At 64.4% G+C, this 25,369-nt stretch carries 26 protein-coding genes; 11 read left to right on the top strand and 15 right to left on the bottom strand.

Translation table 11 applies throughout. The features are described from left to right. Window positions 1–209 precede the first annotated feature (209 nt). Complete coding sequence (locus tag ACQP1O_RS19880; protein WP_433567249.1) at window positions 210–1,235, top strand: MBL fold metallo-hydrolase; 1,026 nt, start codon at window positions 210–212, stop codon at window positions 1,233–1,235. Window positions 1,236–1,319: 84 nt separating this feature from the next. Here ACQP1O_RS19880 and ACQP1O_RS19875 read toward each other — a convergent pair whose 3' ends face one another. Genes ACQP1O_RS19875 through ACQP1O_RS19865 form a run of 3 tightly spaced genes read right to left on the bottom strand, consistent with a single transcriptional unit; the run spans window position 1,320 to window position 2,971 of the window. Further along, a complete protein-coding gene (locus ACQP1O_RS19875; RefSeq protein WP_433567248.1) occupies window positions 1,320–1,604 on the bottom strand; it encodes a cytochrome C oxidase subunit IV family protein in 285 nt (94 codons plus the stop codon). Between the two features lie 6 nt (window positions 1,605–1,610). Then, the gene (locus ACQP1O_RS19870) at window positions 1,611–2,195 is read right to left on the bottom strand and encodes a cytochrome c oxidase subunit 3 (protein ID WP_433567247.1); all 585 of its coding nucleotides are present in this window, start codon (window positions 2,193–2,195) and stop codon (window positions 1,611–1,613) included. Beyond that, window positions 2,195–2,971, bottom strand: coding sequence for a hypothetical protein (locus ACQP1O_RS19865; protein ID WP_433567246.1), 777 nt, complete (start codon window positions 2,969–2,971; stop codon window positions 2,195–2,197). Before ACQP1O_RS19865 ends, ACQP1O_RS19870 begins: the two co-directional genes overlap by 1 nt. 435 nt (window positions 2,972–3,406) lie before the next feature. Here ACQP1O_RS19865 and ACQP1O_RS19860 point away from each other — a divergent pair, with 435 nt between their 5' ends. Genes ACQP1O_RS19860 through ACQP1O_RS19845 form a run of 4 tightly spaced genes read left to right on the top strand, consistent with a single transcriptional unit; the run spans window position 3,407 to window position 7,162 of the window. Next, window positions 3,407–5,797 carry a sensor histidine kinase gene (locus ACQP1O_RS19860; RefSeq protein WP_433567245.1) on the top strand — a complete coding sequence of 797 codons (2,391 nt, stop codon included), beginning with the start codon at window positions 3,407–3,409 and terminating at the stop codon, window positions 5,795–5,797. Beyond that, entirely contained in the window at window positions 5,794–6,219 is a 426-nt protein-coding gene (locus tag ACQP1O_RS19855) for a roadblock/LC7 domain-containing protein (RefSeq protein WP_433567244.1), read from the top strand. The genes ACQP1O_RS19860 and ACQP1O_RS19855 overlap by 4 nt, the downstream gene beginning before the upstream one ends. 24 nt (window positions 6,220–6,243) lie before the next feature. Continuing rightward, window positions 6,244–6,591, top strand: coding sequence for a DUF742 domain-containing protein (locus ACQP1O_RS19850; protein WP_433567243.1), 348 nt, complete (start codon window positions 6,244–6,246; stop codon window positions 6,589–6,591). After that, window positions 6,572–7,162 carry a GTP-binding protein gene (locus tag ACQP1O_RS19845; RefSeq protein WP_433567242.1) on the top strand — a complete coding sequence of 197 codons (591 nt, stop codon included), beginning with the start codon at window positions 6,572–6,574 and terminating at the stop codon, window positions 7,160–7,162. The genes ACQP1O_RS19850 and ACQP1O_RS19845 overlap by 20 nt, the downstream gene beginning before the upstream one ends. A gap of 37 nt (window positions 7,163–7,199) precedes the next feature. Here the strand turns inward: ACQP1O_RS19845 and ACQP1O_RS19840 are convergent, their stop codons facing one another. Next, the gene (locus ACQP1O_RS19840; protein WP_433567241.1) at window positions 7,200–7,970 is read right to left on the bottom strand and encodes an alpha/beta fold hydrolase; all 771 of its coding nucleotides are present in this window, start codon (window positions 7,968–7,970) and stop codon (window positions 7,200–7,202) included. 245 nt (window positions 7,971–8,215) lie between these two features. Here ACQP1O_RS19840 and ACQP1O_RS19835 point away from each other — a divergent pair, with 245 nt between their 5' ends. Continuing rightward, complete coding sequence (locus ACQP1O_RS19835) at window positions 8,216–8,920, top strand: TetR/AcrR family transcriptional regulator (protein ID WP_433567729.1); 705 nt, start codon at window positions 8,216–8,218, stop codon at window positions 8,918–8,920. Window positions 8,921–8,929: 9 nt separating this feature from the next. On the opposite strand, the gene ACQP1O_RS19830 is transcribed toward ACQP1O_RS19835, so the two are convergent. Further along, window positions 8,930–9,124, bottom strand: a complete 195-nt coding sequence (locus ACQP1O_RS19830) for a ferredoxin (protein ID WP_433567240.1) — start codon at window positions 9,122–9,124, stop codon at window positions 8,930–8,932. A 71-nt stretch (window positions 9,125–9,195) separates the two neighbouring features. Between ACQP1O_RS19830 and ACQP1O_RS19825 the strand changes: the two genes are divergently transcribed. The 3 genes from ACQP1O_RS19825 to ACQP1O_RS19815 are packed head-to-tail and all read left to right on the top strand — an operon-like array spanning window position 9,196 to window position 12,203. Then, the gene (locus ACQP1O_RS19825; RefSeq protein ID WP_433567239.1) at window positions 9,196–9,861 is read left to right on the top strand and encodes a TetR/AcrR family transcriptional regulator; all 666 of its coding nucleotides are present in this window, start codon (window positions 9,196–9,198) and stop codon (window positions 9,859–9,861) included. Window positions 9,862–9,901: 40 nt separating this feature from the next. Continuing rightward, a complete protein-coding gene (locus ACQP1O_RS19820; protein WP_433567238.1) occupies window positions 9,902–11,053 on the top strand; it encodes an acetyl-CoA C-acetyltransferase in 1,152 nt (383 codons plus the stop codon). Window position 11,054: 1 nt separating this feature from the next. Then, window positions 11,055–12,203: an acyl-CoA dehydrogenase family protein gene (locus ACQP1O_RS19815; RefSeq protein ID WP_433567237.1), complete on the top strand. Its 1,149-nt coding sequence runs from the start codon at window positions 11,055–11,057 to the stop codon at window positions 12,201–12,203. Window positions 12,204–12,292: 89 nt separating this feature from the next. Here ACQP1O_RS19815 and ACQP1O_RS19810 read toward each other — a convergent pair whose 3' ends face one another. The 5 genes from ACQP1O_RS19810 to ACQP1O_RS19790 form a co-directional block, all read right to left on the bottom strand. Then, window positions 12,293–13,456: a CaiB/BaiF CoA transferase family protein gene (locus ACQP1O_RS19810; RefSeq protein WP_433567236.1), complete on the bottom strand. Its 1,164-nt coding sequence runs from the start codon at window positions 13,454–13,456 to the stop codon at window positions 12,293–12,295. A 329-nt stretch (window positions 13,457–13,785) separates the two neighbouring features. Then, window positions 13,786–15,159: an aldehyde dehydrogenase family protein gene (locus ACQP1O_RS19805; RefSeq protein WP_433567235.1), complete on the bottom strand. Its 1,374-nt coding sequence runs from the start codon at window positions 15,157–15,159 to the stop codon at window positions 13,786–13,788. Further along, a complete protein-coding gene (locus ACQP1O_RS19800) occupies window positions 15,156–16,421 on the bottom strand; it encodes a cytochrome P450 (RefSeq protein ID WP_433567234.1) in 1,266 nt (421 codons plus the stop codon). Before ACQP1O_RS19800 ends, ACQP1O_RS19805 begins: the two co-directional genes overlap by 4 nt. A gap of 30 nt (window positions 16,422–16,451) precedes the next feature. Further along, complete coding sequence (locus ACQP1O_RS19795) at window positions 16,452–18,002, bottom strand: acyl-CoA synthetase (RefSeq protein WP_433567233.1); 1,551 nt, start codon at window positions 18,000–18,002, stop codon at window positions 16,452–16,454. Between the two features lie 41 nt (window positions 18,003–18,043). After that, window positions 18,044–18,448 (bottom strand): SCP2 sterol-binding domain-containing protein, encoded by a 405-nt coding sequence (locus tag ACQP1O_RS19790; RefSeq protein WP_433567232.1) that lies wholly within the window; start codon window positions 18,446–18,448, stop codon window positions 18,044–18,046. Between the two features lie 253 nt (window positions 18,449–18,701). Here ACQP1O_RS19790 and ACQP1O_RS19785 point away from each other — a divergent pair, with 253 nt between their 5' ends. After that, window positions 18,702–19,262 carry a TetR/AcrR family transcriptional regulator gene (locus ACQP1O_RS19785; protein ID WP_433567231.1) on the top strand — a complete coding sequence of 187 codons (561 nt, stop codon included), beginning with the start codon at window positions 18,702–18,704 and terminating at the stop codon, window positions 19,260–19,262. Here the strand turns inward: ACQP1O_RS19785 and ACQP1O_RS19780 are convergent. Then, window positions 19,230–20,216 (bottom strand): MaoC family dehydratase, encoded by a 987-nt coding sequence (locus ACQP1O_RS19780; RefSeq protein WP_433567230.1) that lies wholly within the window; start codon window positions 20,214–20,216, stop codon window positions 19,230–19,232. The genes ACQP1O_RS19785 and ACQP1O_RS19780 overlap by 33 nt on opposite strands. Next, on the bottom strand, window positions 20,213–21,094 hold the full coding sequence (locus tag ACQP1O_RS19775; protein ID WP_433567229.1) for an HpcH/HpaI aldolase/citrate lyase family protein: 882 nt from the start codon (window positions 21,092–21,094) through the stop codon (window positions 20,213–20,215). Before ACQP1O_RS19775 ends, ACQP1O_RS19780 begins: the two co-directional genes overlap by 4 nt. A gap of 75 nt (window positions 21,095–21,169) precedes the next feature. On the opposite strand from ACQP1O_RS19775, the gene ACQP1O_RS19770 reads away from it, so the two are divergent. After that, entirely contained in the window at window positions 21,170–22,327 is a 1,158-nt protein-coding gene (locus tag ACQP1O_RS19770; protein WP_433567228.1) for an acyl-CoA dehydrogenase family protein, read from the top strand. 77 nt (window positions 22,328–22,404) lie between these two features. On the opposite strand, the gene ACQP1O_RS19765 is transcribed toward ACQP1O_RS19770, so the two are convergent. The 3 genes from ACQP1O_RS19765 to ACQP1O_RS19755 form a co-directional block, all read right to left on the bottom strand. Further along, entirely contained in the window at window positions 22,405–23,856 is a 1,452-nt protein-coding gene (locus tag ACQP1O_RS19765) for a WS/DGAT/MGAT family O-acyltransferase (protein WP_433567227.1), read from the bottom strand. Window positions 23,857–24,107: 251 nt separating this feature from the next. After that, entirely contained in the window at window positions 24,108–24,992 is an 885-nt protein-coding gene (locus tag ACQP1O_RS19760; RefSeq protein ID WP_433567226.1) for an SDR family oxidoreductase, read from the bottom strand. Between the two features lie 160 nt (window positions 24,993–25,152). Continuing rightward, the gene (locus tag ACQP1O_RS19755) at window positions 25,153–25,353 is read right to left on the bottom strand and encodes a hypothetical protein (protein ID WP_433567225.1); all 201 of its coding nucleotides are present in this window, start codon (window positions 25,351–25,353) and stop codon (window positions 25,153–25,155) included. Between the last annotated feature and the right edge of the window lie 16 nt (window positions 25,354–25,369).

The following is a 25,369-nucleotide window of genomic DNA, read 5'->3' as shown; positions in this document are numbered from 1 at the left end:
CGCGTTCCCGAAGCGCAGGAGGTGCGCGAGCCCTTGTCGCGCGATCCGAACGAGTGAACTCCGAGTGTGCCCCGGATCACACCGGAAGCGTAGCATAAGTCGGCTTATCCGCAAGTGTCACAGCCCACTCGCAGAGGCAGGTTTTTTTAATCTAAAGTAGATACGCCAGCTAACGGTAAGGCGAAAAGGGAGTGGTGCAGATGCCGCTGGTGACTGATCAACCTGAGGATTGGACCGAACCCGGTGCCCACCGGATCGCACCCGGCATCCACCGCATACCCCTGCCCCTCCCCCTCGACGGGCTCGGTACCGTCAACTCCTACGTACTGGAAGCTGCGGATGGGCTCGTGGTGATCGACCCGGGTTGGTACGGACATCGGACCGAGGTGGCCATGACCGCCGCACTTCGCCAACTCGGTTACCGGCTCGATGACATCGTCACCTGCCTTGCCACCCACCATCATTGGGACCACTACTCCCAGGCCTACGCTTGGCGCAGCACGCTCGGCTGCCGGCTACTCGTAGGCAGGGAGGAGAGGCACAGCATCACCGGATACCGGACCGATGCCGGCCGGTTCCCCAATCACGCTCCGATGCTCGCCAACTGCGGCGCACCGCAGCTTGCCCGGGAACTGGCCCACACCCCGGCGCCGGAAAGCGAGGTGGGTGTCTCGTTCGGACCTCCGGATCGATGGCTCGACCATGGCGATCGAATCCGCCTGTCCAACGGAGAGATCGAGGTGGTGTCCACGCCGGGGCATACCCGAGGCCACGTCGTTTTCCACCACGCGGGTAGCGGACTGATGTTCTCCGGCGACCATATTCTGCCGCACATCACGCCTTCGATCGGGTTCGAGTGGGCGCCCGAGGCACATCCACTCCGGTCGTACATCTCATCGCTCGAGCTCGTGCGTGGACTGCCGGATTCGGTCGTACTGCCCTCACATGGTCCGGTCACCGCCAGCAGTCACCAGCGGATCGAGGAACTGCTGCACCACCATCAGGGACGACTGGACGAAATCTGCGACGAGGTCGCCGCCGGGTCGGCGACCGCTTACGAGGTGGCCCGCGCCTTGCGATGGACTCGGCACAATCGGCGCCTCGATGAACTCCCGATCGACCACCAGCTGTCCGCGGTGACCGAGATCCACGCACACCTCGATGTCCTGTCCATGCTCGGCAGGGTCAGCTATGTCGATCGGAGCAACGTGCGTTCCTACGCGCTGAGCGGATAAATCATCAATGGGTGACGAACAGCAGTTGCGGGGTCGGCGACATTCGCCGCCGGCCCCGCAAAGTCTGAAGCCGGCCGACCGGCTTCAGTGCCTCCAGTACAGGATCATGATCATCAGAGGTGTTGTCAGTGACCACCCTTCAGCAATGATCCTCGCCGGCCTTGGAGCATCCCGAAGTTCCATGAAGTCCAGGAGGACGTACCGGACCTTCCATGCGGCGATCGCGAAGATCATCAGCACCGCAACGCCCCGGCTCAGGTGATCCTTCGACAGAATCCACGTCGTCACAACGGTCGCCAGCACGAGCATCGACCATACGATCGTCAGCCGATCGAAAATTCTGGGATTTCGCTCAGTCGGTTCACGCACGGTGGGTCACCGCATCAAGTAGAGCAAAGAGAACAGGATGATCCAGAATAGATCTACCATATGCCAGAAGACGGCCACACTTTCCAGCCCGGATGCTTTCACCGGAACGACATTCCGCCCCATCCTCATCCAGGAGAACACAAGGAGGCCAGTTCCGACGAGAACATGGGCGAGATGCATTCCCGTCAGCGCAAAATAGTATCCGAAAAACGTGCCGGACCCATGCGAGTTCGTTGAAACAATGACGTACTCGAGCATCTTGGATATCGAGAACGAAACGCCACCCAGGACCCCCAACGCCAGCCAATTACGAGCCACATTCTCGCGCCCTTGCTTGAAGGCGTTCAACGTCCGGGCAACGAACAACGAACTGCTGAGCAACAACAACGTATTGATACCTCCGCGATGCGGATCGAGGAGATCTTGCCCGATGACGAACTGGTTCACGTCCTTCGCGCGTGCCGTGACGAAGGATGCGAACAGCATCGTGAATATCGTCATGTCCCCGGCTATGAAGACCCAAATACCTTCCATCCCGGGCAATCTTCGCGGCGCTTTACCGCGGAGATTTTCCAGCGCCCGGCCGGTCATCAGCTTGCCGCGACATCCCGATCTTCATGTTCCAGACGGCGGAGCGCACGCAACCCGGTAGGTGTAACCGCTGCGATGAGGACGAAGAACAGAACGAAGACGGCCCAGAAATTCAGCAGGCCATTCCACGCGAAGGGGCCGGTACGCACGAATGGCATGATCGTCAGCGGCACGTACGTGGCGGCCGTGAGAAAACTCAGCCACGCCACCCACCGCGGGAACAACGGCTCGGGACGGCTGTCGATCAGAATCGCGATTCCGATCGCGATGCTCTGAATGAACGAGAAGACGAATGTCATGTCGAAGGTGAGCCATCCGAGGTCATAGAACAACTGAATGTTCTCGGCCGATCGGCTCTCCGGCCGGAAAGCCGCCGTCAACCATATAACCCCAGGCGCGGCCGTGATGACCGCTGTGAAGAACCCGCCCAGCAGTTCCATCATCGACAACGGGCCCATCTGCCCCTCGATGCGACCGATCACCTTCGAGACAGCGATGCTCCACACGTAATACCAGGGTGCCCCGACAACCATCAGCACCATCCCGATTCGAACGCCACTGCCGTGTGAACTGAAGTAAGCGGCAATTTCAGTCGCGGTGAGACCCTCCGCCGGTGGGGGCCAAAAGCCTGCGACAACAGCGAACCCGAGCAAGCCCAAGCCAGCGTATAAGACCACAGACCAGAGACTGAGTCGCAAGAACAGATACGAGCGACGTTGCACGTCAGCGGCCACGCGGCCGCCATGCACCGAAGCGGCGTGGGTTGTCGAAGTCACCAGCTGTACCTCCAGTTCGAGCCAAGGTCATCGGCGGCACCACCTCGTCCAACGCCGATTTTTGAATCTAGATTATGTTAATCGGACGCAACGTGGGCCCGCAACACCCCGACTCGCCCAACCCCCGTCAGCCGATGCCGACCGGCCTGGGCATTCAGCGCCGGGAAGGGCCAGATGACGCGATAAACCATTGAGCCACAACATATTCCGGACAAGAGACGATGAACATCGGAGCGGCCACGACGGGCAATGTGAGCACACGACGTCGGGAAGCATCGGCTACACCATGCGTTGTTCAGCCGACCACAGCCGATCGGCTGGCATCTTGCTAGCCAACTCTAGATTCGAAGATTCATCCAATCCAGCAGCCACGCTGCACTACACCCAAGAGCTACCTGCTGGTAATTTAATTCATTATCAAAACTTGAGGTTCCGATGCGCTACCTTGGGGCGGTGTTCAAGGCCAAGATCGGCATTCGAGGCCGCATCCTCTCCATCGCACTGGCACCAAGCCTCGCCCTGCTCGTCACCGGCGTGATCATCGCCGGACTTCTTCTCGTACGCGGCACCGACAGCCGCGACTGGGCCGCGCGTGTCGACCGAGACAGCGCACCCGGCATCGACTTCACGATCCAGATCCAGGAGGAACGCCGCCTGACCCTCCTGCTGATTTCGGGAGACGACCGGCGACGCCCCGATCTCGCCAAGCAGCGTGGCCGGGTGGACGCAGCGGTCGCCACCCTCATCGCCGCCGGGGCGGCATTCACCGACATCGACCCCGGTCTGCTCAGCGCCGACGTCGCGAAAGGCCGAGCACTGGCGGGCCAGCTTCCCGCCATCCGGCAGCGGGCCGACACGGGAACGCTGCCGGCCGCCGAGGCCTACTCCTACTTCAGCAGCATCATCACCACCTACATCGGAAGTACCGAGCTGCTCGCTCGTGCTGCGCCGACCCCCGACACCAGCACCGAGCTGGCGGCGGCGGCACGACTCCTTCGAGTGGCCGAAACCATGTCCCGCGCCAATGCGTTCGCCACGGCAGCCTTCGTGCGCGGCGACCTCACCACCGAGAACCAGCGACAGTTCGCCTACGATATCGGCTTCTACCGCAGCGAACTCGCCGCACTCGGCCCACACCTTCCCACCGCCGAGCAGTCGACCCTGGCCGCTCTCACAACCGGACCGGCCTGGCAGCACCTCAGCACGATGGAAGATGCGATCGCCGACCGCCCCGACCTCACCGGCTCCAGCGGATCCGGCGCGACCGCGGAATCCCGGCTCCCACTGAACGTTTCCGAGTGGCAGGACACTTCGAAACAGGTCAGCGTCGCACTACTGGACCTGTGGCGGACTCACTATCGGTATGCCCTGCACTGGGCTCGTGAGGACGGCGCGCAAGCGCTGCGTCAAGCGCTGTTCAACGGCGCCACGATCCTCGTGATCGCGCTCGGCGCGTTCCTGCTCGCCGCCCGCCTGGCCACTCGATTGATTCGCCGCCTGCGACGGCTGCAGCAGGAAACGCTGGCGTTGGCCGACGACCAACTGCCGGAGATCACGGAGCGGCTGCGTGAAGGGCGGCCCGTCGACACCGACGAAACCGCTCGCCTGCAATTCGGCAACGATGAGATCGGCCAAGTGGCCGAGGCCTTCAATCGCGCGCACGCGGCGGCAGTAGCGGCGGCGGTAGCCGAAGCCCAGACCCGTGCGGGCTTCAATGCGGTCTTCTTCAATATCGCCTATCGGAGCCAGATGATCATTCACCGGCTGCTGGCGGCTCTCGACAAAGCCGAACGCCATCAGGAAGATCCGGCGCAACTGGATCTGCTGTTCCGGCTCGACCATCTGGCGACTCGGGCGCGCCGCAATGCCGAGAACCTGATCATCTTGGGAGGCGGCCGGCCCGGACGCCAATGGCGAGCCATGGTGCCGCTGATCGATCTCATCCGCAGCGCGGTCGCGGAGACCGAGCACTACCGCAGAGTCACCGTCACCCGGGTTCCCGAGGCTGCGATCGCGGGCAACGTCGTCGCCGACCTCATCCACCTCTTGGCCGAGCTCGTGGACAACGCCACGGCATTCTCGCCACCCGAATGCTCGGTGGAGATCACCGCCCAGGTCGTCGGCAAGGGTATTGCCATCGATGTCAGTGACCAGGGGCTCGGCATGCCGGAGCACGAGCGCGAGCTGGCAAACGAAACTCTGCGCAACCCACCGGATTTCAGCCTGTCGAGTTTGACGGGCGATTCCCGGTTGGGATTGTTCGTCGTCGCGCGGCTGGCCTTGCAACACCGGATATCGGTGCGCCTGACCGAATCGTCGTATGGCGGGATCCGCGCGATCGTCCTGCTTCCGACATCGATGTTCAGCGATGCGCGCGAAGGCGCGGAGTCCGATGCCTCTGCGGGACCGCACGAGATCGCACCGCCGCCATCAGGGAATGCACTGATGGCGGTCGCTACGCCGAGCCCCCGAGGGACATCCATTTCCGCTCCCACACTTCGGAACTCGGCGCCGATTCCGATTTCGTCCACAGCCCCGCCGTTCGCGCTCGAACCCGGAGCCTCCGATCCGACGCGCGATGACCGCCCACAGCTTCCACGGCGGCGACGGCAGGCCAACTTGGCTCCCGAACTGGCGAAAGACCTCGTGGAAGACGTATCGCCACAGCCCGATCCAGGCAGCCGGCACCGCAATTTCGACCGTGATGCCGACCAGGCACGTGACCTGATGTCCGCGATCGAAGCGGGGACCAGGCAAGGGCGCCAGCCGATTTCCGATTCCGACCCGTTTCGATCCGACTACTACCAGCACGAAGGCCCGCAATGAATTCCTCACAGGTCCGCAACCTCGATTGGCTCCTGGACGACCTCGCCCACCGGCTGGTCGGCGTGCGCCACGCCGTTGTCCTCTCCACCGACGGCTTGCTTCTGGGGCGGTCGACGTCCATGGCCGTCGAGGAGGCCGAACATTTCGCCGCCATGTCGTCGGCACTGCACAGTCTCGCGCGCAGCGCGGGCCACCGGTTCGACGGTGGCGGCGCCCGCCAGGCCGTGATCGAACTCGACCGCGCAGTCCTGTTCGTGACAGCCGCGGGACACAACGCCTGTCTTGCCCTGCTCACGGAGCAGGATGCCGATCTGGGGATGGTCGCCTACGAGATGAACCAGACGGTGCAGCGCGTCGGTTCCTTCCTCACCGCGGCGCCACGGCGCCTCCGGCTCGATCCTCAGGCCGAGCGGATACATTGATGTTCTGGGAAGCACCGCGATTCGATGAGAAGACGGCGGGTCCGCTCGTGCGGCTCTGCCGTGACGTGTGGGCGCACCCGCGACATCCGCTCGGGGCTGGACGATCACGCTCGTGTTCGCGGTGCACCCGATTCACCGGATCGGCAGGGCCGAACGCGAATACCTCGAGATCGTCCAGCTCTGCCGGACCCGCAGTCCGTCGCGGAGGTTGCCGTGCTCCTGGGCCTGCCGCTGACGGTGACCAAGATCCTCATCGGCGACCTCATCGCGGACGGACATCTCATCACCCGGTCGGCCGCTGCGCTACCGCCGACCGACCTCTCCGAGTTGGACCTGCTACGAACGGTTTTGGATGGCATCCGAAAGCTTTGACCCTGTCTCCCCCCGCACCCTCGCGTCCTCGGTCAAGATCCTCGTCGCGGGCGGCTTCGGAGTCGGCAAGACCACCATGGTGTCCGCTGTCAGTGAGGTGTCCCCGCTGCGGACCGAGGAACTGCTGACCGAGCTCAGCCGCGACGTCGACGACCTGTCCGGTGTCGAAACCAAGCAAACAACAACGGTGGCACTGGACTTCGGACGCATCACCCTCTCACCGGATCTCGTGCTCTACGTGTTCGGCACCCCCGGCCAGGACCGTTTCTGGTTCATGTGGGACGAACTGGCCTCGGGAGCCCTGGGGGCAGTGGTACTGGCGGACACTCGTCGACTCGACAACTCTTTTCCCGCAGTCGATTTCTTCGAACGCCGCCGGATGCCCTTCATCGTCGGTGTCAATTGCTTCGACGGCGCCCCGCGGTACACCGTCCCGGAAGTGCGCGAGGCGCTCGACCTCGACGACCATGTGCCGGTCCGGCTCTGCGACGTTCGCATGCGCGAGTCCGCCAAGGACATCCTGGTCCACCTGCTCGAGCATCTGATCTCGCGGCACCCGCCACGCGCATGAGCCGCGGGCGCGACCGATCGGGGCGATGCGCGATGCGCTAGGCGGAATGCGCGGCGCGTCCGTTCACCGAACCGATGAATGTCCGGATCTCACCTGCGATCAGCCCTGGAGCCTCGAGCATCGGTACATGGCCGACCTCGGGCAGTGTCTTGGACCCGATGGCGGGCAGTGTCGCCACGATATCCCGGCCGTACCGTGCCGACGGGATGACCCGGTCTCGCCCGCAGAACAACACGGTCGCCGGAACATCGATGTGCCGCATGGCTTCCACGGCGCTGACACCCGGGTCATTGGCCACGGTGTCGAAACAGCGGCAGTACGCCGGGGCCTCGATGGTCAGAGCTGCCAGATCCGGTGGAACCCGGGCCGGCTGGTGAGCGAACGAACGCAGCAGCGCCCGGCGTGCCAGATCCGGCACGACCGGATGCGCCGCGAACCGCATGACGGGAGCGACCCTCGAGAAGCTGCGGAATTTCCGCCGCACCTCGTCGGCGGCGGCGCTATCGGGGTGCCAGATTCCGGCCGGCGCGATAGCGGTCACCGAACGCGCTCGTCCGCGCGCCGCAAGTTCCATCGCCAGCCAGCCACCGAGTGAGTTCCCGGCGACGTGTGCATCGGTCCACCCGGCGGCATCCATCAGGTGCTCGAGGTAGTCGGTGAATCCGGCGATCCTCAGCGGCCGATCGGGCTCCGGGCCGCCCCGGTGACCGGGCAGAGTCGGTGCGAGCACCTCGAAGTCGGCACTCAACTCATCGAGGACACCACCCCAGCACTGCCAGTTGAGGGTGAATCCGTGGATCAAGAGCACGGGTTCACCGCGCCTGCCCGGTAGGCTGCGAGAGGAACCGCAGCCGGACGCTTCGTTGCGTCGCCCATGAGTGCATCCTGCGGGTCGGAGGCCCGGTCTCGGTTCAGACAGGCCGGCGCAATATCATATAACGTAGATTCAAAATTTTGGCCCAAATCAGGCATATCGGCGGTGCGGTCGGCCGTGTCCCCGAACTCTCGCCACCGAGGCTGCCCTATAGTTGAACCGTGGCTAGAAAACCCAAGGTGCAGCAGAGCTCGACAGACGGCGATTCCTCGGAGCCGAAATCGGCCCGGACTCGTCAGCGCATCCTGGATGCCGCCGCGCACGTACTGAGCATGAAGGGCTACTCCGGCACGCGCCTGAGCGACGTCGCCGAGTACGCCGAGCTCCAGGCTCCCGCGATCTACTACTACTTCCCCTCGCGCGAGGAACTCATCGAGGAGGTCATGTGGAGCGGGATCGCCGAGATGGTGAAGCATCTACAAGCTGTTCTCAACGAAATCCCCAGTGACGTCTCGCCGCTCGACCGCATCATGATCGCCATCGATGCCCATCTGCGTCACGAACTCGAGCTCTCCGACTACGCGACAGCGGCGATCCGCAACAGCGGGCAGGTCCCCGAGCACCTACGCGCACGTCAGCTCGCGGAGGAAGCGAATTACGGCACCTTGTGGCGCAAACTGATCAAGGACGCCGCCTCCGAGGGCCAAATCCGCAGCGAGCTCGACCTGCACGTCACGCAGATGCTCATCATGGGATCGCTCAATTGGGCGGCAGAGTGGTGGACGCCCCGGCGGGGATCACTCGAAACCGTTATCCGCACGGCACAATCGCTGATTCGCACCGGGATCGCGACAGCCGACGCCGCCGAAGACCTGGCGGCACCACCGCGGCGCCGACGGGCGCCACGGAAGTCGACAGCCAAAGCCGCGGCCGAACCCGCCTGAAAAGGACAATCAGCGCAGGATCCGCAGGGCCTCGGTCGGGCACCCCTGCACCGCTTCCTCGACAGCGGCGAGCTCGTCGTCAGTGATGTCTTCCTTGAGCTGAACGAGCTCGCCGTTGTCGTCGACCTCGAAGAACGCGGGAGCGAGGGACTCGCAGATGCCCAGACCTGTGCACTTGGCCCGATCGACGACGACCTTCATCATTGCCTCCTTTGGTGCTATGTTTTGAATCGAAGATAAATTAGATTCTTGCCTCGGTCAATACGCGAGGAGCCATGACCACCACCACGCCGATGAACGCCACCCGGGAACGCATCCTCGCTGCGGCCGCTCACATTCTCAGCCGCCGCGGCATCGCGGGAACCCGCCTCGCCGACATCGCCGCGCACGCCCAGCTGCGCGCGCCCGCTGTCTACTACTACTTCCGATCACGCAACGAGTTGATCGCCGAGGTGATGAAAGAAGGGCAGCGCCGCGTCCGCGAGCATGTCCACCGCGCGATCACCTCAGCACCGCCCGGCACACCGGTGATCGAGTTGATCGATGCCGCCGTGGATGCACACTTGCGCATCGAGCTGGGACTGTCCGACTTCGCGTCCGCGGTGACGCGGAACGCCGGCCAGCTCCCCCCGGAGATCATCGAGTCCCTCCGCCTGGAAAGCACCGCCTATCACGCGATTTGGCGCGCTCTGCTGGAGCAGCTCGCCGAATCCGGGCGGCTACGCCCCGGGCTCGATATCGGAATCGCTCGCATGCTCGTCATCGGAGCGCTCAACTGGACGGCCGAATGGTGGAATCCCGACCACGGCTCCCTCGACAACCTGATCGCCACAGCGCAGTCGATCGTGCGCAACAGTGTCGCCATCCACGACGAACCGGCCTGCGTCCACGGTGACGGCACGTACCCCACACACTCTCGATCGACACGGCCCACTTTCTAGTCTAGATTAAATTAATCAATTGAACTTCCGAGGAGTAACCATGCCCGAGGCGTACATCATCGATGCCGTCCGCACCGCGGTAGGCAAGCGCGGCGGCGGCTTCGCCCAGTCGCACCCCGCAGACATGGCCGCGCACGTCATCAAGACGGTGGTCAACCGCAATGCCTTCGATCCCGCCGACATCGATGACGTGATCCTGGGCTGCCTGGACAACATCGGGGCGCAGGCCGGCGATATCGCCCGCACTGCCGCGCTGGCGGCGGGCCTGCCCGAATCGGTGCCCGGTGTCACCATCGACCGCCAGTGCGGATCCGCCCAGCAGGCCGTGCATTTCGCCGCGCAGGCAGTGATGAGCGGAACCAGCGACATCATCGTGGCCGGTGGCGTGCAGAAGATGAGCCAGTTCCCCATCCTGTCCGCGTTCCAGGCCGGCGAGCCGTACGGTTCGACCGATCCGTGGACGGGCAGCGAGGCTTGGCATGCTCGCTATGGGGCGCAAGAGATCTCGCAGTTCCGTGGCGCGGAGATGATGGCCGAGCAGTGGAACCTGAGCCGGGAAGACAACGAAGCCTTCGCCTTCCGGAGCCACCAGCGCGCGCTGCAGGCGATCGAGGCGGGTCACTTCAACCGTGAGATCAGCGAGTTCGCCGGTATCTCTGTCGATGAGGGACCGCGCGCGGATACCTCCCTCGAGAAGATGGCGCAGCTCAAGACCCTGACCGAGGGCGGACGCCTCACCGCGGCGGTCGCCAGCCAGATCTCCGATGGCGCAGCGTCTCTGCTCATCGCATCGGAGGCGGCGGTCGAACGGTACGGGTTCAAGCCCCGCGCTCGCATTCATCACATGTCCGTGCGCGGTGCGGACCCGGTGATGATGCTCAGTGCTCCGATCCCCGCCACCCAGCACGCGCTGAAGCGAGCCGGGCTCTCCATCGACGACATCGACGTGGTCGAGATCAACGAGGCGTTCGCGCCGGTGGTGCTCGCCTGGCTGACCGAGACCGGCGCCGACCCGGCCAAGGTCAACCCCAACGGCGGCGCGATCGCTCTCGGACACCCGATCGGTGCCACAGGTGCGCGTCTGATGGTCACGCTGCTGCACGAGCTCGAACGCACCAGCGGCCGCTACGGCCTGCAGACCATGTGCGAGGGCGGCGGACAGGCCAACGTCACCATCATCGAAAGGCTCTGACGTGCGCCGGGGCCTATACGAACCCGATCACGAGGCATACCGCGAGACGGTTCGCGCCTTCCTCGAGCGTGAGGTCGCACCTCACAAGGACAAGTGGGACGAGGACCGGTGGATCGACCGTGAGGTCTACAAGAAGGCGGCCGCCGCCGGACTGTACGCACTCGAAATCGCCGAGGAATACGGCGGTTCGGGCGTCCACGACTACCGGTATCGAATGGTCGTATGCGAGGAGATTTCGCGCATCAATGCGCTGTCGTTCAACGTCACGATCAGTTTGCAGGATGACCTGGTCCTGCATTACCTGCTCGATCTGACCAACGACGAGCAGAAGCAGCGCTGGCTACCCGGCTTCGCCGCAGGCGATATCATCGGCGCCCTGGCCATGACCGAACCCGGGGCCGGCAGCGACCTGCGCGGTATTCGCACGAGTGCGGTACGCGACGGGGACGACTGGTATCTCAACGGGCAGAAGACATTCATCTCCAGTGGCATCATGGCTGATCTGCTGGTGGTCGCCGCCCGCACCGATCCAGCAGCGGGATCCCGCGGATTCAGCTTGTTCGTCGTCGAGCGCGACACCCCCGGGTTCGAACGCGGGCGCAAGCTGGACAAGATCGGCTTGCCCGGGCAGGACACCGCGGAGCTGTTCTTCGACAATGCTCGTGTCCCACACGCGAATCTGCTCGGCGAGGAGGGGAAAGGCCTGCAGTACCTGATGAGCCACCTGCCCCGCGAACGTCTCGGGGTCACCGCCAAGGCGATGGCGACCACCCGGGCGATCCTCGACCAGACCATCGAATACTGCAAGCAGAGGCGGGCTTTCGACCAACCGATCTCCGACTTCCAGCATGTCCGGTTCGAACTGGCCGAGATGCAGACAGAGGTCGACCTCGCCGAGGCCTACACCGACAAATCCGTGCTGGCCTACAACGCGGGCGAACTCGATCCGATCGATGCGGCCAAGGGCAAGTGGTATGTCAGCGAGCTCCAGAAACGCATCCTCGACCGCTGCCTGCAACTGCACGGTGGGTACGGCTACATGACCGAATATCCGGTCGCCAAGGCCTTTGTCGATACTCGGATCCAAACGATCTATGGCGGCACCACCGAGATCATGAAGGACCTCATCGGACGGTCGATCACCCGCTGAACCCCCGACCGGCCACCGCCGACTCCGCTGGGTCGACAACACAGAGGGCCCCGGACCACCCACCAGGTCCGGGGCCCTTTTTCCCGACCTCAGCCGGCCACGCCGCGTTCGATCAGGTCGTCCACGTCCGGGATTCCCCACTCGGTCAGGACATCGCGGGTGTGCTGGCCCGGCGCCGGCGGCGGATTCCCGAGCTCGGTCCGCGACAGCGAAAACCGCGGCGCCGGCGCGGACTGTACGAGTCCACGGTGGTCGACGATCGAACCGCGCGCCTCGATGTGTGGATGTGTCGGCGCTTCACGCAGGCTGACGACCGGGGCGACACAGGCATCGGATCCCTCGAAGACGTCGCACCACTGCGCCAGGGTCCGGGTTGCGAACGCCGCCGCCAGTTTGATCCGGATCGACGGCCACGCACGGCGATCGTGTTGCCGTGCAGGATCCTCGTCCAAGCCGAGCCGAACCAGCAGCTCGGCGTAGAACTTGCCCTCGATCGCCCCGACCGCCATGTGGCGACCATCCGCGGTCTCGTAGGTGGTGTAGAACGGTGCACCGCCGTCGAGCATGTTGGCTTCTCGCCGGTCGTTCCATGCCCCCGCGTTGAGGAAGGCATGGATTCCGGTCAGCAGGTGCGCGGCGCCGTCCACGATCGCAGCATCGACGACCTGCCCTGCCCCGGTCCGCTCGGCTACCCGCAGCGCGGCGAGGATACCGACCACGAGATACATTCCACCGCCACCGAAGTCGCCGATGAGATTGAGCGGCACCCTGGGCCCGGTGTGCGCGCCGCCGATGGCGTGGAGAGCTCCGGTGACCGCGATGTAGCCGATGTCGTGACCGGCGCTCTGTGCGAGCGGGCCGGTCTGACCCCAACCAGTCATGCGTCCATAGACCAGGCGTGGGTTCCGCCCCAGGCAGGTGTCCGGCCCCAGCCCCAAACGCTCGGCGACACCGGGGCGGTAGCCTTCGACGATCACGTCCACACTCTCGAGCAGTCCCAGGACGACCTCGACAGCGTCGGGCTGTTTGAGATCCAGGATCACAGATCGCTTGCCGCGATTGAGCAGATCCTCTTCCGGCTTGCCCGGAAATACGCCTCCGGCCGCGGGCCGATCGATACGGACCACGTCCGCGCCGAGGTCCGCCAGCATCATGGTGGCGAACGGTCCCGGGCCCAGGCTGGCCAGCTCGACCACCCGGACTCCGCTGAGCGGACCGCAAGATTGGGTGGCACCAGCGGTTTCGACTGTCATTCGTGTCTCCGAATCATGTGCCCCCTCTGCGGATAGCAGAACGCTGGGAACGTCGAGAGGTGCGTCCCGGGATCAACGAGGGTTGGGCGGCTCACGGCCCCGGGACGCATCCATTCCTTGCCGCGTTCGGGGGCTCACGACGTGGCAAGGAGTTCACAGACCCGATCGGATTCGGCTCGTGCGGACCGGGAAGCTGGTCCGCACGAGCCGAGAGGCACACCCTGGGACAGGAATCGGGTAACCGAGCGAGAGGCTCGTGTCCCGGGTGCACCCTCCTCGCTGCCGCCGGGTATTTCGGCAGCAAGGAAATTTTCACCACACCGACTGTGTCAGAACACTTTCCGCATGATCTTCATCGCGAGATCCGTGTAGGGCGGATACATGAGCCGAAGATCCGGCTTGAATGTCTTCTTCAGCACAGCCTTCCGGTGACTCAACGCCTCGAAACCCCAGCGGCCGTGATACGCACCCATACCGCTCGGGCCGACACCGCCGAACGGCAGTTGCGGCACCAGATAGTGCATCGCGATGTGGTTGATCACGGCACCGCCGGAAGGTATTTCGTCGACCAGGCGCTGTTGCACCGCCGTCGACCCACTGAAGAAGTAGGCGGCCAGCGGCTTCGACCGCCCGTTGACGAATGCTATTGCGGCATCAAGACTTTCGTAGGGCAGGATCGGCAGGATCGGCCCGAAGATCTCCTCCTGCATCAGCGGCTCGTCCGGATCCGGATCGACGACCACCGTCGGCTCGATCGAGAGTGACGCCCGCGTCGTCCTGCCGCCGGTGACGACCTTGCCCCGAGTCTGTTCGAGGTAGCCCGAGAGACGATCGAACTGTCTCTCATTGACGATGCGCCGACCATCGGCATGCCCGTCGCGCTCGAAGTCGCCGATCATCTCGACGACCTTGTCCACCAACTTGTCCTGGATTCGGTGGTCGACGAGCACATAGTCCGGCGCGATGCAGGTCTGCCCCGAGTTCATGAACTTCACCCACGCGAGGCGACGGGCGCCGACCTCGAGGTCGGCGTCGACGGTGACGATGACCGGGCTCTTACCGCCGAGTTCCAACGTGACCGGAGTAAGGGTGGGCGCCGCAGCGGCCATGATCTTCTTGCCGACCTCGGTGCCACCGGTGAAGACCGCGTGGTCGAAGCCCTGCGCGAGCAAGGCCTGGGTCACGTCGGCGTCGCCCTCGACCACCGCGACAGCGTCGGCATCGAAGTACTTCGGCACCAACCGCGCCAGCAGGGCGGAGGTCGCGGGCGCGAGCTCGGACGGCTTGATGACGGCACAGTTTCCCGCGGCGAGGGCTGCGATCAACGGTCCCAAGGTGAGCACGACCGGATAGTTCCACGGCCCGATGATCAAGACCACGCCCAGCGGCTCGTACTGGATCCACGCCGAGCCCGGATACTGGATGAGCGACAACGGTTGGCGCTGTCGTTTCATCCAGCCGCGAAGGTGCTTGATCGCGAATACGGCTTCGCCTCGGGTGGAGGCGATATCACCGAACCACGCCTCCTCCTTGCTCCGTCCGAGATCCTCCGCCAGTGCGGCCGCGACCTCACCTTCGCATTCGTCGAGCAACCTGACCAGGTTCCGCAGTTGCTCGAGACGCCACTCGACGGTGCGGGTCCGCCCGGTGGCGAAACCGCGCCGCATCCGCTCGACCACGCCGGTCACGACCTCGGTGCTCATCGCAGCGTCGCCGGAAGGTGCTTGACCGCGTGGACGAAATTGCCGACCAGGTAGGACGGTTCGCCGATCTGGAGGTTCGGCGCGCGATGCAGCAGCTGGTCGAAGATCTCACGCAGCTGGATCTTGGCAACGAAGTTGCCCATGCAGTAGTGCGGACCACCGCCGCCGAAGCCCACGTGCGGATTCGGCGATCGTGTGATGTCGAAGACGTGCGGGTCGGTGAAGACCGTCTCGTCCCGGTTCCCGGAGGAGAAGATCGTGGCGACCCACTCCCCCTTCTTGATCTCCTGGCCGCCGAGCACGATGTCCTGGGTCGCGGTCCGGCGGAACGTCATCACCGGTGTCACCCAGCGCACCAATTCCTCGGTGGCCGAGCCGATTCGGCCATCGAAGTCGTCGAGCAGCAACGCCTTCTGGTCCGGGAAGTCCTGCAGCGTCTTGATGCCCAGAGAGATGGTGTTCCGCGTCGTGTCGTTGCCCGCCACCGACAGCAGCACAAAGAACGAAGCGATCTCGTCATCGGTCAACCGAACGCCGTCCACCTCGGCCTGCACGAGGTTGGTCATCAGGTCCGAGGCCGGGTTCTTGCGCCGCTCCTGCGCGAATTCCATTCCCATCATGAGCAATCCGACGAGCGAATCGTTGAGCAGTTCGACGGGGGCGCGTCCGTTCGCGACGTCCTCGTCCGCCCAGGCCACCATCGCGTCGGCCATGTGCGCCGCTTCATCTCGTTGCGACACAGGCAATCCGAGCATCTCGTAGATGGTCCACATCGGCAGCCGCTTGGACACCTGATGCACGAAGTCGAACTCGCTGTCACCGACCTCGAGTAGTTCGTCCACGATGACACGAGCCTGGTTCTTGATCTGATCGTGGATCTTGGCGACCTGCTTGGGGGTGAAGGCCGAACTGATCAGCTTGCGCAGGGCGGGGTGGCGGGGCGCGTCCATCGCGAGGAACGACGACGCGGCTTCGAGAATGTCCGCCGGCACTTCTTCGAGCTGGACGCCCAGGCCGGAGCAGAATGCCTCCGGCTGCTTGCTGACCTCGGTGATCAGGCGGTGGCTGGTCACCGCCCACACGCCCTCGTTCTCCGGCGGCATCAACGCGCCTTCGATCGGCGGGTGCCAGCTGATCGGCCGCTCGGCGCGCAGCACGCGGAAGGTTTCGTCGCGTTCGGCCGCGGTCTTCGACCAGAACGACAGGGGTGAGATGCTCAGCGGGTCGTATGCCCGCGAGGTGGATTCGATTGCTGTGGTCATGTCAGCACTTCCTTGTGATGCGATCGCACGTCACTGGTTCTGGGCCACCGACGCGGGCTTGTACAGCTTCTCCAGCTCGCGCTTGACGAGCTTTCCGGTAGCGGTGCGCGGGAGCGAGTCGACGAAGTCCACGCTCTTGGGGGCCTTGTAGCGGGCAACCCGGTCCCGCACGTAATCGATGATCTCCGTGGCCATTTCGCCCGTGCGCGCGACACCGGGATGCAGTTGGACCACGGCCTTGACCTGCTGCCCCATCTCGGCGTCGGGGACGCCGATCACGGCCACGTCGAAGATCGCCGGGTGCAGGGTGAGCACGTTCTCCACTTCTTGCGGATAGATGTTCACACCACCGGAGATGATGACGAAGGACTTCCGGTCGGTCAGGAACAGGAACCCATCCTCGTCGACGTACCCGAGATCGCCCACGGCCGTCCATGTCGGATTCTCCGGATGCTGTGCGGCAGCGGTCTTTTCGGGATCCTTGTGATAGGTGAACGGCAACGTCTCGCGCTCGAAGTACACGGTGCCGACCTCACCGGGGGGCAGTTCCTTGCCATCGTCGTCGCACACGTGTACCGGCCCGAGCACACTTCGACCGACCGAACCCGGCTTCGCCTCCCAGTCCGGGGTCGTGATCACGGTCAGCCCGTTCGCCTCGGTGGAACCGTAGTACTCCACCAGGATCGGCCCCCACCAATCGATCATCGCGCGCTTGACATCCGGCGGGCACGGCGCGGCGGCGTGGATCACGAGACGCAGACTCGAGACGTCGTGGCGGTCGCGAACCTCGGCCGGCAGCTGCAGCAACCGCACGAACATGGTCGGAACCACCTGGGTAACCGTCACCCGATACTGCTCGATCGCCCGGAGCATCTCCTCGGCGCCGAATTTCTCCATCATCACCACGGTGCCGCCATAGGCATGCACCGCCCCGCACCAGCGCAACGGTGCCGCATGGTAGACCGGAGCGGGCGAGAGGTAGACGTCGGATCCGTTGACGCCGAAGAGTTTTCCGACCGCCATTGTCAGCGGGTCGCCGGGCTGGTCGACGCGAATCGGCAGCAACGGCGGCTTGATGCCCTTGGGGCGGCCCGTCGTACCGGACGAATACAGCATGTCCGATCCACGAGGCTGCTCCGCCAAGCGCTCGCCCGCACCAGCGAGCTCGTCGGCATAGGCGTGGTACCCCTCGATGTCACCCCCGAAGGCCAACCACTGCTCCACACGGGGCGCCAGGTCCCGCACCTCGGCGGCAAGTTCTCCGACCGCGGCGGATGCGACAACGACCTTGGCGTCACAATCGTCGATGATGTAGGCCGCTTCCGACGCGGTCAGGTGCCAGTTGATCGCGGTCACGTACAGACCGGAACGCATTGCTGCCCAATAGATCTCGAAACACTCGGGCGCGTTGTCGGACAACAGCGCGATGACATCGCCCTGGCGCAGTCCGAGGTCGTGCAGCACACGGGCGAACCGTGCCGAATTCTCGTCCAGCTCGCGATAGGTGATCGTCCGGCCGGAACCGGCCATGATCACCGCGGGCTTGTCCGGAGTGGACAGGGCGTGGACGCCTGGAAACATTGTGCGGTACCTCTCCGCTCGATCTGTTGCGCTCTGTCTGTTCAGACCAGAAGGTCCACGCGACCGTCCTGCTTCAGGCTTTCGACATAGACCGGGTAGAGCTTGCTGCCCAGCGGGGCCAGTTTGAGCATGCTCGCGACGTTCCCCCCGATCTTGATCTTGCCCTTCGCCATCGCGATCGGCAGATTGACTTTTCCTTGCCAGTAGGCGTTGCCCGTGTCGGCAGACATCCGCATGGTCGCGGTCGTCTTGCCGAAATGCTCCTGGCCCAACTCGACCCGGCCGGCCGGTGCGTCGATGACCAGAAAGGCCTCCGGGTCCGAGAACTCGAAGCCGAGAACGACTCCGGTCGCCGCCAGCTTGGGACCGATCTCCGGGTCTGCGAACGCCGACTCGAAGATGCCGCCGATGTACTTGCGTACCTCGTCCGCGTCCTTGAAAGCCATGTCGGTTCCTCTCCCACGGGGGCCAACGCCCGTGTTTCAGAATATATCTTTGATTAAATTCCGGTCGGAGAGTTCGCCGGAAACCTTCCGATCAGAGCTTCGGGCGAACGTGTCCGTGAAGTGGGTCAGCCTTGTGGTGTCCCTCACAAGCTGTGCGAGTATCGTAAGCATAAGTCGTCTTATGTACAAGGGCCGGGGGAAACTTCTGGACAACTGCGGTCGACGACCAGCTGACACACCGAGACGGAGATCAATGGCCATCAAGCAGGACTACTTCGACACCGCTTTCGAGCTGCTGTCCGAGCAGGGCTACAGCGCGCTGAAGCAGGCGACGCTGTGCAAGCGGCTGCGCGTGACGACCGGGTCCTTCTATCACTACTTCGAGAACTGGCACGACTTCACGTCACAGCTGCTCGAACACTGGCGCACCGCTCGCACGACCCAGCTGGTGGAGACCGCACAGCAGCACGGGGATCCGATCGAGCAGCTCGAGACATTGCTCCAGTTCGCTCTGGACCTCCCCCACCGCGCCGAGGCCGCGATCCGAGTCTGGAGCAAGGTCAACCCCGATGTCCGGGCGGTTCAGGAGGCGGTCGACGCCCAACGCCTGGAAGTGGTGCTGTCCGCGACGCGGACGATCTTCGACGACGAGGGCGAGGCGCTGCACCACGCACGCTGGGGTCTCTATCTCCTCGCCGGATACCAGGAGCTGGATTCCGGCGAGGATCCCGCCGCGCTCGAATGGGTGCTGCGCAGACTCATCCGGGAGCTGGAGGAGAAGTCACGCGAAAAGAGCCACGTATCGCCAATCTAGAACCGGCCGTTCATGTTCGGCGACCTCGCCGCTGACAGAGACCTGGGACCGAAGATGCACCAGGTGCGCATTGCCCCCGGCCGGAGATACGTCCTCGATCGTGATCACGCTGTGCAGCGTGTCCCCTTCATGGACAGGTCCGACATGGTCGCACCCATGCCATCCCACGACCGTCACCAGATTCGGAAAGGCTCGTGATACCTGAGCGAGCGCGATTCCGATGGTGTGGCCGCCGTAAACCAAACGCCGGCCACCCGCAGCACGCTCGTCGTGGTGGACCCTGGCGATATTGAGGCTGAGCCGTGCCAACTGGGGAGCCGCATCGACCACGTCTCCGCCGATCACCTCCACCCGGAGACCGGTCTCGGGGACCGAGCCGAGCGCACCGTTCACCGCCGGAAGCGCCGAAAGGTCCCAATCCTGCACCGCAGCAGGCCAATTCAGGTCGGCACCGGCACCGATCCGATCCAGATCATCCGCGCGGCCGGTGTCGTGGTCCTTCCGGAGGGGCAGCATGGCACAGCGCCAGAAGTCGAGGACGTCCCGGCCGTGCTGATCCACGGTGTGGATGCGCAACGCGACCAATCCCGTCGCGGGACGATCGGGACGGCGCCGGTTCTGTCTCAGCCCTTCGACAGTCGTCGTAGTGGTCAACGTGTCGCCCAGATGTGGTGTGCGCCGGAAAACCAGCCCGCGATAGAACAGGTTGGCCTTGACGTGGTGCGTGACCACCGTGGACTGACCGATCGCGATGTCCCACACCAGCGCGGGGTGCGCAAGCCCGGGGGCGCCGGTGACCGCGCTGGACAAGCCATGATCCAGTGGGAGCCGTAGACGATCACCGACTATCGACTGATGCACAGCCGCCAGGCCATCGGACAACGTGACCGGTGGAGCGCCATCGAATATCCGACCGGGCTCGAGCTCTTCGAAGTACGGTCCTTCCGCGTTCACAGCGAGACCCCGCTCTTCAGCAGGGTCCGACGCGCGGCCACCGCGATCGCCTCGTCGATCATCTGACCGTCCAGTTCCACCACGCCGCGGCCGCCGTCATGGGCGGCGGCCAGCGCACCCACCACCCGGCGCGCGTACTTCACCTGTTCATCGGAAGGCTCGAACGCGAGATTTATCGCGTCGATCTGACGCGGATGAATCGCCCACTTGGCATCGAAACCGATCCGCGCGCCATGACCGACCGCGGCCCCGAACCCGTCATCGACCCCCACACCGAGATACGGGCCATCCACCGCATCCAGGCGATTGGTGCGTGCTGCGGCAATCACCCTGTCCTGCACGGCGATCCAGAGTGCCGGATCCAACCGAGCGGATCTACCCAGCGATGCGGCAAGATCCGCGTACCCGATAATCAAGGTGGACAGTCGTGATGTGGCCGCCGCGATCTGCTCGATGCGAGTGAGTCCGTCGGCCGTCTCGATGAGCGCTTCCAACTCGATCCGGTCGTCGTGCATCGCACCGGCCTCCAGGCCGTCGAGCAGCCGATCGGCGAACTCGAGATCCCCAGCGGACTCCACCTTCGGCACCACGATGGAGGCTGCCGGGACGCCCAGCCCAACCACCGCGTCGATATCCAGGTGACACCAGCGCGATCGCGGCGCGTTGATTCGTACCGCGATCGCCGGCAGCCCGGCGGCGAGATCGTTCCAGGCGATCTCCCCCAGCAATGCCCGCGCCCGGTCCTTGTCCGCGGGCGGCACCGCGTCTTCGAGATCGATGACCACCTGATCCGCTCCGGAACCCAGAGCCTTCCGAATCTTGTACTCGTCACCGCCTGGCACGCAGAGGATCGACCTCCGCCGTGGACGTCCCGCCATCGAGCACCACCCTTCTTGTTTTTAATCTATGTTAAAGTATGTCGATAGTTATCGGAGCCCAGCGAGGAGTCAACAGTGAGCGAGCTGTCCGCCGAGGAGCAGCAGGTAGTGGCGACGGTGCGCGAATGGGTCGACCGCGAGGTCCGACCGGTCGCTCGCGACCTCGAACACGCCAACGAGTACCCGGAAAAACTGATCGAGCAGATGAAGCAGCTCGGGATCTACGGCCTGGCCATCCCGGAACCCTATGGTGAAGCGCCGGTCTCGATGCCGTGCTACGTGGCGGTGACCGAGGAACTGGCCCGTGGGTGGATGAGCCTGGCCGGTGCGATGGGCGGCCATACGGTCGTTTCCAAACTGATCCTCACCTTCGGCACCGAGGAGCAGAAGCAGCGGTATCTGCCGAAGATGGCCACCGGTGAGATCCGGGCGACCATGGCACTCACAGAGCCCGGCGGCGGTTCCGATCTGCAGGCCATGACCACGGTCGCCAAGCGCGACGCGGATTGTTACACCATCAACGGCGCGAAGACCTGGATCAGCAACGCCCGGCGATCGCAACTGATCGCGCTGCTGTGCAAGACGGACCCCGCCGCGCAACCCCGCCACCGCGGTATCAGCATCCTGCTCGTGGAACACGGCCCCGGCCTGACGGTTTCGCGCGATCTTCCCAAACTCGGATACAAGGGTGTCGAGAGCTGCGAGTTGCTCTTCGACGGCTATCGGGCACCGGCGGACGCAGTGCTCGGTGGTGTCGAGGGCAAGGGCTTCTCGCAAATGATGAAGGGCTTGGAAACCGGACGTATTCAGGTCGCCTCGCGGGCCCTCGGCGTCGCCCAGGCCGCGTTCGACGACGCGTTCGGCTACGCACAGCAGCGCGAGAGCTTCGGCGTGCCGATCTGGCAGCATCAGGCCATCGGCACCTACCTGGCCGAAATGGCCACCAAGCTGACCGCCGCCCGGCAACTCGTCCTGCACGCCGCGCGCAAGTTCGACGCGGGCGAGCGCTGCGACATGGAAGCGGGCATGGCCAAGTACTACGCCTCCGAGGTCGCCATGGAAATCGCGCTCAACGCGGTGCGCATTCACGGCGGCTACGGGTATTCGACCGAGTACGACGTCGAGCGGTACTTCCGCGACGCCCCCCTCATGATCGTGGGCGAGGGCACGAATGAGATCCAGCGCAATGTCATTACGTCGCAACTCATTGCCCGCGGCGGCCTCACCCGCTGAGGCCGCATAAGCCGACAGGCCGGTGCCTGCGACTTCGGTCGCGGACACCGGCCCTTCTGTTGGGTTGCCCGAGTCGATCAGGCCGAAGTCTCTTGCGGCGCAGCAGGTTCTGGTGCCCGACCGAGGCCGAGCGCCTCTTCTATCTCGCCCAGCGCCGCCCCGGTGTAAACGGCAAGCCGCTGCACGTGCGGTACGGACTTGCTGCATGCGGTGAAGCTGATGACGGCCTTCCCGGCGTAACTCGACATCGTCACATTCAGCGCTTGCCCGTGAAAGAGCACCGACGGACCGTAGATCTCTTCCACCTGGGCACCGTTGAAGTACAGCGGTTCGACCGGTCCGGGCACGTTCGAGATGACCAGGTTGGCGGGCGGGCGACCGATCCCGCCGAGGCCGGCGATCAACAACGCCATCTGCGGACCCATCAGCAGCAGCGTGAACGGCGTGACCGCAGACGGCGGGAGCGCCTGATGGAAACCCTTGGCGGCGAGCGTCGATCGGTGAACCGCCTGCATGCGAGCGACCGGATCGCTGATGTCGGTGCGCAACCGAGCGAAGATGAACGCCAGCGCGTTGCCCGTCGTCGCGGCGTTCAGCTCACGCATGTTCACCGGAATCTGCCCGACGATCGGACCCTCGGGCACCGCATCCAATTCCCGCAGGTACCGCCGCAATGCGCCGCCGAAGGCGGTCAGAAAGACATCGTTCACGGTCACGTTCGCGGTCTTCGCCACGCGTGTGAAGCGAGCCAGCTCGTAGTGCTGAGTAGCGAATCTGCGCTGATCACAGATTCGATGATTGAACACGGCCGTCGCCGCCTGAAACGGACGAGTCAGGTCTCCACTGCGGTCCGCGCGGACGGCCAGCGTCATCTCGACCAGCGCACGCCCTGCCACGGCGATGGAACTGATTGCACGGCAGAACTTTTCGACAACACCGAACCTACCCCACGCCGACATGGTGCTCGCGGCAGTTCGAGTGGCGATCGGTCGCCGCGAAGGCCCGTTTCCTCTGATCCCGGCACTCCACGGGGGCAACATATCGCGCATGTCGGGGTCGGTCGCGAAGATCCGTCCGATGAGACGGGCGGTCGCGACACCGTCCAATTGTCCGTGGTGGAACTTGAGGTAGATCGCGAAGCGGCCATGCTCGAGGCCCTCGATCACATGGCATTCCCACAACGGGCGGCGCCGGTCCAGTGGAAGAGAGTGCAAGTGCGAGACAAGCACTCCCAGTTCACGCTGCCCACCCGGAGTAGGCATGGCGATGTGCCGCAGGTGGTAGTCCAGGTCGATGTCCTGGTCGGCAGCCGTTTCCCAGCACGGGATCGGCCACCTACCCAGCACGGCGTTGAATGGCGGAGCAAAGGTCTGATTCGCGCGCCACTGCGCGACCAGGTCCCCCACGTAGGTGGCCGGTGCCCCCGCCGGCGGAGAAACGATGATCAGCGGGCCGAAATGCGCAGGCGCATCGCTCCTTTCCACGAAGAACCAAGCGGCATCAAAAAGGTTCAGGAAGGTTTTCGTCATCTACCTGTTCTCAATCGACTGGAACGGATGGATGGCGTTCGTCGTTGAATGCCCTTGCTGTGAAACCGCGGACCCGAGCCCCGATCCCCAGCAAAATCTAATGTACTTTAAACTCTGGCCACCCACGGGGGATGGCACGACATGTGGCGCTCTCCACAGCAACCCGACGATCAGGCAATGCCACGAGTTCGGTCACGCACGACAAAGGGCGGCCCCCTTGGGGACCACCCTTTGTCCGACCGACCGCTGGCTCAGCTACGGGACCCACGCGCCGACGTCTGCTCCGACGCTTCCGACGCACCACTGATCCGTGCGTCATAGCCGCTGCGCGCTGACTTGTCGAAGGCGAGGAAGGTCGTGTCGGCATCGAGCAGGTGGTTCGTGAAGTCGCGAAGCCTGCGGCCGAACACCGGCTGCAGGCGAGCCACGGGTCCCAGAATGCCCGGCAGGTAGACATCCGGCTTCCGGGCCGCGATCGCCCCGACGATGCCCTCGGCGACCTCTTCGGGCTCGAGATTGCGAACGAATTTCGTTCCTCGCGTACCCGCGATCAGCTCGGTATTGGTGAACGACGGCAGAATGCAGGTGAATGACACTCCGGACTTGGCGAATTCGACCCGCGCAGTCTCCGTCATCGAGATCACCGCAGCCTTGCTTGCACCGTAGCTGAGTCCGCCCGGAATCGGTGCCGTACCGGCCATGGACGCCACGTTGACGATGTGCCCCACACCCCGGGCGAGCATGCCGGGCAACGCCGCCCGCATCCCGATCATGGGTCCGGCCACATTGATGTCCAGCACCCGCTTGGACAACGTCGTCGACTCCTCCAGGAAGGGGCCGATGGGCATGATGCCGGCATTGTTGATCAAGACGTCGAGCGGACCGAAGCGCTCCTCGGCTTTGGCGAGGAAGGCGACGAAGGACTGCTCGTCGGTGGTGTCGACCCGCACGGCCTCGACATCCGGGCCGATCTCCGCGGCGGCCGAGGCGACGGCGGCGCCGTCGATGTCACCGATCACGACCTTGGCACCGCGGCGATGCAGTGCCTTCGCGGTCGCCAGGCCGATCCCCCGTGCCGCACCGGTGATGGCCACCACGCGGCCCTGGATCCGGCGAGTCCGTTGCGATTCGTTCATTCCTGCCCACTTCGTTGGAGGTCGTCGGCTACGAGTCCGACGGTTCGAGTTGCACCGTGCCGTGACGGCCTGAGCGTTCTCACCGCTACTGTTGCCCGGCTGTCCTTCATTATATTGGAAGATAGATTAAGTTCTAGACCCAGATCACATGAGCCGATCGTCAGGCGTAGCGCCACAGTTTCCGGCACGGCAGAGGCCGCAGCCCTCGCCTCACCTTGCGGTCCACCAGCACGCGGTAGCCGCGCCGGATCATCGCCGCAGCGAAATGACGAGCCTCCGCACTCGAAGCCGAGTACTCGAGGCGCAACTCCCCTGCGACGCAGTCGAACCGCACCTCGACACGAAGGAGCTCCTGACGCATCGGACTCACCGAACGC

The organism is Nocardia sp. CA-151230, from assembly GCF_050942175.1.
Classification (GTDB): domain Bacteria; phylum Actinomycetota; class Actinomycetes; order Mycobacteriales; family Mycobacteriaceae; genus Nocardia.
Note: the sequence above shows the minus strand (reverse complement) of the source record. Positions and strands in the feature narration are given on the sequence as shown.